This window comes from Marvinbryantia formatexigens DSM 14469 (assembly GCF_025148285.1).
Classification (GTDB): Bacteria; Bacillota; Clostridia; order Lachnospirales; family Lachnospiraceae; genus Marvinbryantia; species Marvinbryantia formatexigens.
In genome coordinates, this window is record NZ_CP102268.1 from 2,100,990 (window position 1) to 2,113,669 (window position 12,680).

The following is a 12,680-nucleotide window of genomic DNA, read 5'->3' on the forward strand; positions in this document are numbered from 1 at the left end:
GGAAAAACATGGTGGATCATGATATAAGTTGGAATTGAACAGGAAATGGGCGCATTTATAGAGGGAAATGAAAAAACTTGTTTTAAAAATAGTAACTTCTATGCAATTAGGGGTTTAAGGCTTCGGATGTACTGATGCTGTTCGATCTTATCAGCCAGAATCACTCCGATAAGCTGTGTGATGCCGGCCAGGATCAGATCAGCATGAAGCGTTTTCTCATTTTGCGTCTTGCGGCCGGCGATCCCAAAGCTGTCTTTGAAGTGGCTGATGGAGCGTTCCACAGTGGTTCTGATCCTGTATGTATCGTTCCATTCTTCAGTCCCACGCACAGTGCCGGGATAAGTACGGAAGTCTTTTTCCGGGTAAAGGTATACCATTCTTCCGCATGGTGAAGATGTGCAGGGAGTGTCACAGTGACAGACACGGTGATATTTTCCTGTGGAAGGATTCTTTTCCCATCTGACTTTTGGACAGCTGAATTTATAGCGCACAATGCCGTTCTTCCGCTTACTGGTCCCTTCATATTTCATGGGAAGGGATGGGTCATCCGGACAACAGGGGATCCCATTTTCATTTACGGAACAGTCACTGTTTTCCAGTCCGGAACGGGAATTTAATGGGATGTAGGCTTTTTGAAAGTGAATGCCATTACCGTCAGCATCCATGCCAAAGGTGTCTCCTGAAAGAAGCTCTTTATAAAGTCTGGCGGAGTCAAAGGCGGCATCTCCTAAAAAAATATCCGGGCTGATGAGGGGATGTGCAGCAAACAGGTCCTGTAAAGTAGGGATAAGCAGCCTGGCATCATGGACCGATTTATCCTCATCCGGAGAACCGGACTTCTTTCCAGGAATAATTTCAGGATGCTTATCAAAAAAATCCTTATTGTAGAGGTCGATATGCCGGACAATGCCCAGACCATTTGTGACAATGCCAAATTTGTAGGCATAACAAAAATGCCCGTCAATGTAAAGCTGCTTAATATCGGAATTTGCGGCAGCATGGGAAGGCATGGAGCCGTAAGCAGCCTTGTAAGGGTCATAGTTCTGATCAAAATGCATGGTCTTTGCATATGCTTTGAGCTGTTTGATAATACGGTTGGAATATTTGGGATTGTTTTCCGTAACCCAGGCCTCTATGCCAGAGGAATCAAAGATGGTCATATCAGCCCTGGCAGAATCGATTGCCTGACAGACTGGCTCAGTAAGATCGACCAGGTGGTGAAAAAGGAGCTGCAGATCTTCAAGAAAATCCTGCTTGAACCGGGTGATTTTAGAAGCATCTGGAACCTTGTTGAAACCACAGAATTCACGGAGATGCCGGGAATACTGAAGGAAAACAAGGAGCAGGGAGTCAGTAGGGACAGAAAAAATCCGCTGGATGATAAGCGCCCATAAAAAAGCGTTCAGAGGGTATTTACGGGATCTGCCCGTTGATGCATAGAAATGCTTCCGGAAAGAAGCAGGAACAATTTCATCAAGGTCAATGTGCTGTTGTAAGAGGGACAGAAACTGAGGTTTGTCAGATTCAAAAATTTCCTGGCAATCTGAAAAAATATCTGCCAAAGAAAGCTGATTGTATGGTATCATATAGGTACAACTCCTTTCAGGTGGATATGGTTGATTTTTGTTTGGTCACTTAAATTTTACCACAAACCTGTGAGGAGTTGTTCTGTTTTATCAAAGAAAAAAGCCCGATTTTATGCGGGCTGTGGCGTTTCGCAAACGCCTATGAATTGTAATTATATGGAGGTGTATAGCAGTATTATGGATGAAAAAAAGATTGGAAGATTAAAAAAACTTTTTGATGATGTTATTCATATATCAGAAGATGGAGCAATTGAATTTTGGTATGCCAGGGAATTGCAGCCATTGTTAGGATATTCCAGGTGGGAAAATTTCGAGTTAGTTATAAAGAAAGCGATGATATCTTGTGAGAATGCAGGCGGAAATGTAAACGATCATTTTCGTGGCGTCACGAAAATGATAAAATTGGCGAAAAATGCAGAAAGAGGTATTAAAGAATATGTGCTGACACGTTATGCATGTTATTTGATCGCCCAAAATGGAGATGTGAGAAAGGATGAGATTGCTTTTGCCCAAAGCTATTTTGCTGTTCAGACAAGAAAACAGGAACTTATTGAAGATAGGATTAGGCTGATTGAGCGACTGAATGCAAGAGAGAAATTAAGAGAATCTGAAAAAAGACTGTCTCAGAATATTTATGAACGTGGTGTGGATGATGCTGGGTTTGGAAGAATAAGATCCAAGGGTGATCAGGCGCTTTTTGGCGGATTTACGACAAAGGACATGAAGGAACGTCTAAAAGTAAAAGAGAACAGACCTTTGGCAGATTTTCTTCCAACATTGACTATAGCCGCTAAAAATCTGGCAACAGAAATGACCAATTATAATGTGGAACAAAAAGAATTATATGGCGAAGCGCCTATAACAGATGAACATGTTCAGAATAATTCAAGTGTAAGAGAGATGTTAGGACAGAGAGGAATAAAGCCGGAGGATTTGCCTCCGGCAGAAGATCTGAAAAAGTTGGAACGCAGAGTAAAAAGAGATGAGAAGAATTTAATGAAAGGATGAAAAATCTTTAGTCCTTACTTGACAGCAGCATATGCAGAAGATGGAGAATTTGAAGATGATATCAATTACTTTTCTTTGATTGATAATCATTTGCAATATAATACGGAATACTATAAATGTATTGCAAAATCAATGGGAACAATAAACAAAGGAATTGAACCTGTTGCAGATGCGTTGGCAGTATTTTCGTCGGTTTTGGGAAATATCTCAATTCCGAGCGAAATAATAATCAGTACCTTGAAAGTGTTTGGAGAATTGTGTACTGACATTGTAATAGATACGGATAAATATATGAATCAATATAAATCAGTTTATAATAGCGCTTTTAATGTATTATCGGAGGATTTAAGTATAGAAGTGAAATCGGATGACAATATTTATGCAGATGCGGCGTGAAGGAGAGAGAATGGGTAACTATAATAGTATATTAAACTTACAAAAACTGGTATTTGATAGAATTGAATTTGATAGAAAAGGTTTTAAGAACACCCAGGAGCTGAAATTTGAATTACAAGTACAAATAGGATTAAATGAAGACGACACATATAAGGTAACGCTTGTTTTGAAAGGTACAAAACAAGATGAGTATAATATTGATATCAGCCTATCTGGTTTTTTTAGAGTTGAAGGACAAGTGGAAGATAAGACAGTTCAGGATTTAATAAAGAAAAATGCTGTGGCAATTTTGATGCCTTATCTCAGAAGTGAGCTTACATTGTTAACAGCACAACCGGATACGGATAGTGTAGTACTTCCACCTTTTAATATTAATAAGATGTTTGGAAATTAAAAAGCACATTTGATTGGGCTGATCTGCCTTGCGGCAGATTGGCTCTTTCTTTTATTTAAAATAATTTTCATCCACCAGACGCTGTAGGCTTGATATGGCTGCCTCATAGGAAAGCGGCGAAAATAACAGGTTTTCAGTTATTTTTAAATAATCTTCTTTGTAAGCCTCTTTTGCTATGATTTCTTCAAGAATACAGTTGATATCCACACCTTCTGCAGCGGAAGGACAAATAGAAAGAGGCGCACGTAATGCACGGACTTCCCGTATTAATTTAGGCAATGACTCTGAAAAGGAGATATTTTCTACAATCTTATGTATATCATAAAGATGGCGGGAATGCCGCTCTGCTTTTCCATCCAGATAATAGTCACAGAGTGCAAATACTTTGTCAACCAGTGTGCGTTCAATAGTCTGCGTTGTAATCTCAAATGGCATCAGATTAAATTCTTCTGCCAGATATACTTGATTTGACTGCCGCAGAAACCGGTAGATATAGTTATCGGTCATACGCACTGTAGTTGGAAACGGGAGCAAGGCAATATAGGTTTCAATTATAAGCTCTGATTTGAGTTCTGCTGTTGGTGCATAGATGGAAGGATATGCAGCGTGATAGCAGTTGTAATTTCTACGACTGCGGGTTTCCTCAAGGTTGGTAATTGGAAAATTCAAGCAATTCATAGAATCAACCACAGCTTTTTTTAACTGGCGTTTTCTGCTTTCGCCGGGAATACCTTCCGAGGCAGCGTATGAAATATCAATATCTTCAGAAAAACGGTCAAGAATCTGATAGCACTTTGTCAGAGAAGTGCCGCCTTTGAATACCATTCCTCTGATGCGTGATGAGAGTTCCCGCAGAGTAAGTGTTACATAATAATCTTTTTCGATAATGTTTGCAGGTATTTTCAATTCTACGGATGCAGCGGCAATTAGTTCTTCAAAGGCATCCTTATCGTTATGCAAATTCATAAATCAATCCCCATTCAATCAGTTTTTTTGCTGTCTGAGCAGTTATATAAGGCAAAACATCTGCAAGCCGGTTTTTGGTAAAACCATTTTGGCGGATGTATTGTTTCAAAATGGCAGTTGTTTCCGACACTGGAAGTTCTGCGTATTTTTCTGAAGCAGATACAGCATCTAAAAACTGCAGGAGCCGAACATTTTTTTCTGTAATCATTGTGGAAGGACGTTTGAGTCGGATGCTTTGCCCGCCGATAGTAACGGTTCGCCCTTTGGTAGACTCCTTATTGGTGACGATTTCAATGGTTGCGGGCATCTGAGTTGTAAGCCGGAGCTGGTTGGAAAGGTATGCGCCGGAAAAATATCCAAAGATTTCAGAGCCATTCTGGATGTATTTCCGGCTCACTACTTTCAATGGATCCAGGTAAGATTTTTTTAATAATCTGGATTGTCTGGGAAGATAATATATTCCGGTATCGAAACGAATCAAATCGCCGGACTTTACCATGCGTTTAAAATATTGGCGCAGGGCATTGTCGTTTAAATTGTCCAGTTTGATTTCGTTGATAAAGATAGGCTCATTGCAACCATAAGTTTTTTCTAAATATTCTTTCAGCATATCTGTATCCACTCCTTTCACCCCCATAATACTATATTTATATCAATAAAGTCAATAAATATGTCAATTATATTGTGATAATACAGGCGCAGGAAAATATATCTGAAAATGTGCATGTCGCGGATATTACAGAAAGTGCGGTCATTGAGTATGGTATGATAGAGTCAACAAAAAAATGCAATCCGGTAAAAAGAAAATTTTATTATATTGCATGTCGAATATTTAGGCAGAAAGTATAAAGAGATTCGGGTTACTTACTTTTCTGAGGGGTAAACAGAGACATATTTTATTTTTTACATGGATTAAAACAAAAATATTGTTTTAATTTTGATTTATGCTATAATACTGATAGAGTGTTGTAAAGGAAGGTGTATCTGATGAAACTGTTGAGGGTTCGTGCATCAAACTATAAAAACTGCTGTGATGATTTTACGATTGATCTTGTGGCAAAGTCTAAGAAAACAAGTGAGGATAAGGAATATGAGCTGCAGGAGATAGCAGAAGATTTGTATGTGTTTAATACGGCTGCATTTGTTGGTAAGAATGCTTCCGGAAAAACCTCTGCAATCGAGCTGATGGAGTGTGGTTATTCCATTCTCAGTGAATTCCGTCTGGAAGATAAACATTATAATTATGACAATGTAAAATTAGAAATGATTTTCTATCATGAGAATTACATTTACAAGTATAATACCCTTTTAAAAGCCGATTCGAATTTAGGAAGTAAAGCGAATTTCACAGAACAACGCATCTGTCGGAAAAAATATTATAAATCCAGGATAAAAGAAATTTATTCTGATGAGGGATTTGAAGAGATTACGAATTTAGGAGAACTTCCGGAAGATACTTCTATCGTATTTTTCGTGCTGAAAAAGAAAGTGACCCGTGCTGTTTATTTTAATTGTGATGGCGAGGGTGCGAATACTTATCATCTGATGTTCAGAGCAATGAAAACTTATAAAATATCTGAAACGGTTCTGATGAAAGTAATCAGGATTTTCGATGATAAGATTAAGAGCCTGGAAGTGGTAGACGAAAAACATTACAAGATTGTGTATCAGGATTGTGTGAAAGAGCTTTCGGATTCTGAGATGGTTTATATGCTTTCCAGCGGGACAACCAAAGGAGTTCTTCTTTATATTTTTGTAGTTGCGGCACTGGAAAACGGCTTTGATCTTTTGATAGATGAAGTGGAAAATCATTTCCATAAGACATTGGTTGAAAATATGATAAGCTTATTCAAGGATAAGACGGTTAATAAAAAATCCGCAACACTTATTTTTACCACGCATTATTGTGAGGTTTTAGATTTGTTCAACCGTCAGGATAACATCTGGATTGCAAAATCAGATAATAAGATTCGTCTGGATAATATGTATGAAAGCTACAATATCAGACCGGAGCTTTTAAAGAGCCGTCAGTTTTACAACAATGCTTTTGATACTTCTGTAAACTATGAAGATCTCATGGCATTGAAGAAGGAGCTGATGAGATGAAGTATCTGATTATGTGTGAAGGACCGAATGAGCTTGAAATTATCCGGATGCTGTTGGAGAACGATAAACTGATTTTGACAGAAGATGATTTGCTGAACTTGGTGCCTTATCATGCAAGGCAGATTGAAAAAAATGCTGCTGTAAAGGCTGCGCTGAATCTGTATCATGGGGATGTACATGTACTGAGAATTGGTGATAAATTAAGCGATGAACTGAAAATTCCGAGAGAGTACAGAGATAAAATTAAAGGCATTAAAAAATACTGCACAAAGCCGGAATTAGAAATGCTGCTGATTATTTCTGAAAATAAGGATTCGGATTTTGAAAAAGTAAAATCAAAGCTATCTCCCAAAATGTTCAGCAAGGAGAATATTGTGTATAATCGAATCCGATACAATAACAGCACAGCCTTTTATCGGGAATATTATGGAGAACGGATGGAGTTGCTGGTAGATACAATTAAACGATATAAACAGCTGAAAGGAAAACATCAGAAAGACGAGCTTTATCTTGCAGATTTATTGAAATAAAAGTATATTACAAACAACTATTGACAGATGGTAACTACCGTAAAGTATAATCGGTTATGACAACCGGTTTAAGCAGATGTGCTATAACGCAATTTAACAGATGTGTTTTAGCGCAGAATCTGAAACAGCGAAAAGCAAAGGAGTGAAGAAGTATGAAAGTATTGCTTGTAAATGGGAGTTCCCGGAAAAATGGCTGCACAAATGTAGCGCTGTGCGAAGTGGCGCGTGCCCTGAATGAAGAGGGAATTGAAACGGAGCAGTTTTTTATTGGAAATGAGGCGCTGCCGGATTGCATTGCCTGTCGCAAGTGCAGGGAAACCGGGCAGTGCGTATTTCATGACAGTGTAAATGAGTTTGTGGAGAAGGCGAAATCCGCGGACGGCTTTGTCTTTGGCTCTCCGGTTTATTTTGCGCATCCGAGCGGCAGGCTGCTGACCTTCATGGACAGAGCGTTTTATTCCGGCGGGGCGGCGTTCCAGTTTAAGCCGGCGGCAGCCGTTTTATCTGCGAGACGTGCAGGAACCACGGCGTCCTTTGACGTAATTAACAAGTATTTTACGATTTGTTCCATGCCGGTCGTTTCCTCCACCTACTGGAATCACGTTTACGGTGCGCAGCCGGAGGAAGTAGCGGAGGATAAAGAAGGGCTGATGACAATGTATAACATCGGCAAGAACATGGCGTGGCTGCTGAAATGCATCGCCCTTGGAAAAGAAAACGGGCTGGCGCATCCGCATAATGAAAAGGTATTAACAAACTTCACAAGGTAAACAGACACATAAAAACAGGGATATCCAGATGTGTACCGGAAAAACCGGCGGACGAAAAAAGTCTGCCGGTTTTTTTACCAGTTTTACCCTGTACAGAACCAAATATACCAGAAAAATTTTCCGGTCTTTTTTTGTGGTATTGTCTTATCACAGGATATGAAAACCCAGAGAAAGAGAATGGAGGAAAAGAGTATGGGAAATGTGGAAGTTGCATATGAGGACGTCATAAGCGTCATCCAACTGGTGAGAAATCATATCATTGTGATTGCGGCGGCGCTGGTCGTCATGATTGCAGTGATGATTTTCGCACGGAAATTCAAAAAACCGGCAAAGGGATTTATCAGATGGCAGTCACTGATTGCATTTGTGATAGTGACAGCGCTGACCGTGAACAATATGTTATCCGGCGCATTGTATAATACGATCAATGTAGTGCTGGCGGATAAAGGGGAACTGTCACAGGAGAATGCAGATAGTTCCAGACAGATTATCGAAGAAATCACCAATGAAGGCATTGTAATGACCAAAAATGAGGATAGTTTTCTGCCGATCGCACCGGAAAAAATCAACGTGTTCGGCTGGGCATCCACCAATCCGATCTACGGCGGAACCGGTTCGGGAACCGTAGATGCAAGTACGGCAGTTGGTATCCTGGAAGGACTGGAAAATGCCGGATTTGAGACGAACAAAGAATTATCTGATATGTATGTGGAATACCGGGCGGACCGTCCGCTGATCAGCATCAACGACGGACAGGACTGGACGCTGCCGGAGGTGCCGGTTGCACAGTATTCCGAAGAAATGATTGAGAATGCAAAAGCGTTTTCCGATACGGCGGTTATTGTGATTGCGCGTACCGGCGGCGAGGGAGCGGACCTTCCCCATGATATGGGAAGCGTGATGGATGGCTCCACACTGGAAATCGGAACAAAGTATGTGAGGGGAACCTACACAAATAATGGCGACTATGACGATTTTGAGGATGGGCAGTCCTATCTGGAGCTGAGCCGCACAGAGGCGGATCTGGTAGAGATGGTCTGCAGTGAGTTTGACAATGTCATTGTCGTATATAACGGCGCAAATGCGCTGGAGCTTGGCTGGACAGAGGATTATGAACAGATTAAGAGCGTCCTGCTCTGTGCAGGCGCCGGGGCGACCGGGTTTAATGCCCTTGGAAATATTATTTCCGGCGAGGTCAATCCGTCCGGAAAGACGGCAGATACCTGGGTAAAGGATCTTCACCAGACGCCGTATATCAATAATATTGGACATTTTGCTTATACCAATACGCAGGAAGTATCAGACGCAGCATTGGCGGCATGGGAAAGAGCAGACGGCATCGTATCTTTTGTAAACTATACGGAGGGAATTTATACCGGATACCGTTTCTATGAGACAGCGGCAGAAGAAGAACTGATTGATTATGACGAGCTTGTTATGTATCCGTTTGGATACGGTTTAAGTTATACGACCTTTGAACAGGAAATGGGAGAGCTGGAGGTTACAGACGATACCATCAGCGTGGATGTTACCGTTACCAACACCGGCAGCATGGCAGGTAAAGAAGTTGCAGAACTTTATTATAATCCGCCGTATACAAACGGAGGAATTGAAAAATCCAGCGTAAATCTGGCGGCATTTGATAAGACGGACCTGCTGGAGCCGGGACAGTCGCAGACGCTGACACTTGCGTTTAATATTGAGGATATGGCTTCCTATGATACGTATGGCAATGGCGCATGGGTACTGGAGGAAGGAACATATGAGATTAGTCTCCGCTCTGACAGCCACACGGTGATTGATACAAAGGAATACGAGCTTGCGGATGAGATTGTATACAATGAATCCAATCCTCATGCAGGCGATGTGACTGCGGCGGCAAACAAACTGGATTTTGCGGAAGGAAATGTTACATATCTTTCAAGAGCAGATGGATTTGCAAATTATGAGGACGCTGTAAAGGGACCGGAAAGCTATGAGCTGGACGGCGAGGTCAAAGGAAATGGGACCTGGAATCCGGAGGATTACAACAATCCGGAGGATGTGATGCCTGTGACGGGCGCAGATAACGGGCTGGAGCTCTATGACCTGCGGGGCGCAGCGTATGACGACCCGCGCTGGGAGGAACTGCTGGATGAGGTAACCGTAGATGAGATGGTAGAGCTTATCGCGTATGGCGGACATCAGACGGCATCCGTGGAGTCGGTAAATAAACTCCGGACGCTAGATACAGACGGACCTGCCGGGCTTAATTCCAGAACAATCAATGCTTTTGGTACCGGCTATTGCTCCGAGATTCTGATTGCGCAGACCTGGAATGAAGACCTGGCTGCAAAAGCGGGTGAAGGAATCTGCAGGGAATTTACAGATTTTCATATTGTGGGATGGTATGCACCGTCCATGAACCTGCACAGAAGTGCGTTCGGCGGACGTAATTTTGAATACTATTCAGAGGACAGCCTGCTGAGCAGCAGGATGGCACTGGCAGAAGTAACGGCAGCAGTGGAGCAGGGAGTTTATCCGTATATCAAGCATCTGGTGATGAATGAGCAGGAAACCAACCGGAACGCGCTGCTGTGCACCTGGTTTACGGAACAGAGCGCAAGGGAGCTTTATCTGAAACCGTTTGAATACTGTGTAAAGAATACCCCAAGCGGAAAACTGGCAGTGATGTCTTCTTATAACTTCCTTGGTACCGAATGGGCAGGCGGATGCTCCGCACTTCTGAAGGATATTCTGAGGGAAGAGTGGGGATTTGAAGGAATGGTAATCTCCGATTACTTTGGAAATTATGGATATATGGACGCAGACCGGGCAGTCAGAGGCGGAACAGATATGATGCTGGGAACCTCCGGAAACGAAGCAATTATGACCGATTTGAGTGCAACCTCCGTAATTGCAATGAGAGAAGCCACGAAAAATATTTTCTACGTAGTAGTAAACAGCAACGCATATGAGGAGTATGTACCGGGTGCAATTCCATCCTGGATGCAGATTGTATACATTGTGGATGCAATACTTGCGGCGCTGCTTATCCTTGCAGAGGTTTTCTTGATCAGAGGCTATTTAAAAAAGAAAAAAAGCGTGATTACGATAGAGAGCGCGACTGCGGAAAAGAAAAAATAAGAATTTTCAAAAAGAAATTGAGAAATTGAGGAAAAGATATTGACCGGTAGTTACTATCGCAAATTATAATCGGTTACGGAAAACGGCAGAACAGTATCTGTATAAAAGAAAAAACGAGGAGGAAGGACAATGACAATGAAAAAAATAGCTGGAATTATTACGGTGGGAGCCCTGCTTCTGTTTACACTGACTGCCTGCGGTAGCAGCAATTCTTCTGCCAACGCCGCTTCTGCGGAAGAGGAGACGCCTGCAGCGCAGGCGGAGGAAACCGTGGCAGCGGGAACGGAGGCACTGGATACGGCGGCTGCGGATACGACGGCTCCGGATGGCGGAAGCGTTCTGGTAGCGTATTTCTCGCACACGGGAAATACAGAGGAAGTGGCGCAGATGATTGCGGAGTATACCGGCGGCGATCTGGCCAAGATTCAGCGGGCAAGCGAATACGAGGATCTTGAGGCAGAGGCTGAAGCGGAAATCAAGGATGGTGTGCATCCGGAAATCACGGTATCCGTGGACAGTATCGAAGAGTATGACACCATATTTGTGGGCTATCCCATCTGGTGGGATGAAGCTCCGGCGATGATTTCCACATTCCTTGCGGACAATGATTTTTCCGGAAAAACGGTGGTTCCGTTCTGCACCAGCGCAAGTGACGACATCGGCAACAGTCTTCATATTTTCAGCGAGCTCTGCCCGGATGCAGAGATTGCCGAGGGGCTTACCGCAAATAATCCGGAGGATATCGAACCCTGGATTCAGAGCCTTGGGCTTATGGATGTCACACAGGCGGAATCTGAAACGGAAGTACAGACAGGCTCTGTGGCAGACGCCGAAAACACAACGGCGTCCGGCGGGACAGAAGAAGCGGGCGCGGGAAATATTCTGATAGCATATTTTTCTGTTATGGAGACGGACGGCGTGGATACGGTAGCCGGAGCGAGCCGCGTTGCAACGGACGCCGGGGTCATGGGCAATAATGAGTACATTGCGCAGATTATCCAGCGGGAAACCGGCGGCGATGTGTTTGCCATTGAGACGGTGCAGGAATATCCCACCACACATGATGCTCTGCTGGAATTTGCCTATGAGGAAAAAGCGGAAAATGCCAGACCGGAGCTTGCGACGCAGATTGAAAACCTGGACAGCTACGATGTGATTTTCCTGGGCTTCCCCAACTGGAACGCCGACCTGCCGATGCCGCTTTATACATTCCTGGAAACCTATGATTTCAGCGGAAAAACCATTATTCCGTTTACGACCCACGGCGGCAGCGGATTTTCCAGGACGATCGAGACGATTTCCGGTCTGCAGCCGGGCGCGACCGTTATTTCCGACGGGCTTTCGATTTCCCGGAACAGTGTTCCGGAAGCGGAGGGCGAAGTTGTGGATTGGGTAAATAGCCTCGATTTAAACGTTGAGTAAGATAACAGATGAAGGCCTGCCCGCCAAATCACGGGCAGGCTTTATAATTCAATTTCCTCCCTATTAAGTCAAGTCTTTTTTCCTTAAAAATCAAGGATTTTTTCAATATATCATCAATAAATATCTCAGAAGAAGGAGCCATAGGAATGGACATTTCTCTGTATCTGGTACGAAAATAGCTGGTTTTGGGTACACGAAGTAAAACGTCTTGGTTTTCTGTTTTACATGGCCTTGTGTATACCCATCCATCTACGGCAGCGAACCTCCCGTGTCTACCAGGATCATCAGACAATTGCTGAGTCCTAACTTCTCTCGTCCCGCCTGTCCATAACCAGGGTGTCAGCTCAGCTCCTCATCAGGGTCATGCCCTCTGGAA

General features: G+C 42.9%; 10 protein-coding genes and 1 pseudogene. 8 read left to right on the top strand and 3 right to left on the bottom strand.

Translation table 11 applies throughout. From position 1 onward, the window contains the following. Positions 1-193: 193 nt before the first annotated feature. A pseudogene (locus tag NQ534_RS10070) lies at positions 194-1,586 on the bottom strand (transposase). Between the two features lie 177 nt (positions 1,587-1,763). On the opposite strand from NQ534_RS10070, the gene dinD reads away from it, so the two are divergent. The 3 genes from dinD to NQ534_RS10085 are packed head-to-tail and all read left to right on the top strand — an operon-like array spanning position 1,764 to position 3,384. Continuing rightward, positions 1,764-2,594 (top strand): DNA damage-inducible protein D, encoded by an 831-nt coding sequence (gene dinD / locus NQ534_RS10075; protein WP_040785672.1) that lies wholly within the window; start codon positions 1,764-1,766, stop codon positions 2,592-2,594. Positions 2,595-2,612: 18 nt separating this feature from the next. Then, positions 2,613-2,990 (top strand): hypothetical protein, encoded by a 378-nt coding sequence (locus tag NQ534_RS10080; protein WP_006864622.1) that lies wholly within the window; start codon positions 2,613-2,615, stop codon positions 2,988-2,990. A 10-nt stretch (positions 2,991-3,000) separates the two neighbouring features. Continuing rightward, positions 3,001-3,384, top strand: coding sequence for a protein-export chaperone SecB (locus tag NQ534_RS10085; RefSeq protein ID WP_143115916.1), 384 nt, complete (start codon positions 3,001-3,003; stop codon positions 3,382-3,384). Between the two features lie 51 nt (positions 3,385-3,435). Here the strand turns inward: NQ534_RS10085 and NQ534_RS10090 are convergent, their stop codons facing one another. Further along, entirely contained in the window at positions 3,436-4,350 is a 915-nt protein-coding gene (locus NQ534_RS10090) for a nucleotidyl transferase AbiEii/AbiGii toxin family protein (RefSeq protein WP_006864624.1), read from the bottom strand. Beyond that, a complete protein-coding gene (locus tag NQ534_RS10095) occupies positions 4,337-4,960 on the bottom strand; it encodes a DUF6088 family protein (protein WP_242655432.1) in 624 nt (207 codons plus the stop codon). Before NQ534_RS10095 ends, NQ534_RS10090 begins: the two co-directional genes overlap by 14 nt. 377 nt (positions 4,961-5,337) lie before the next feature. Between NQ534_RS10095 and NQ534_RS10100 the strand changes: the two genes are divergently transcribed. The 5 genes from NQ534_RS10100 (at position 5,338) to NQ534_RS10120 (ending at position 12,304) form a co-directional block, all read left to right on the top strand. Then, entirely contained in the window at positions 5,338-6,456 is a 1,119-nt protein-coding gene (locus NQ534_RS10100; RefSeq protein WP_006864627.1) for an AAA family ATPase, read from the top strand. Beyond that, on the top strand, positions 6,453-6,986 hold the full coding sequence (locus tag NQ534_RS10105; RefSeq protein WP_006864628.1) for a hypothetical protein: 534 nt from the start codon (positions 6,453-6,455) through the stop codon (positions 6,984-6,986). The genes NQ534_RS10100 and NQ534_RS10105 overlap by 4 nt, the downstream gene beginning before the upstream one ends. Positions 6,987-7,138: 152 nt before the next feature. Next, positions 7,139-7,756, top strand: coding sequence for a flavodoxin family protein (locus NQ534_RS10110; RefSeq protein ID WP_006864629.1), 618 nt, complete (start codon positions 7,139-7,141; stop codon positions 7,754-7,756). A 192-nt stretch (positions 7,757-7,948) separates the two neighbouring features. Then, the gene (locus NQ534_RS10115) at positions 7,949-10,882 is read left to right on the top strand and encodes a glycoside hydrolase family 3 protein (RefSeq protein WP_040785677.1); all 2,934 of its coding nucleotides are present in this window, start codon (positions 7,949-7,951) and stop codon (positions 10,880-10,882) included. A gap of 129 nt (positions 10,883-11,011) precedes the next feature. After that, positions 11,012-12,304, top strand: a complete 1,293-nt coding sequence (locus NQ534_RS10120; protein ID WP_006864631.1) for a flavodoxin — start codon at positions 11,012-11,014, stop codon at positions 12,302-12,304. Positions 12,305-12,680: the final 376 nt, after the last annotated feature.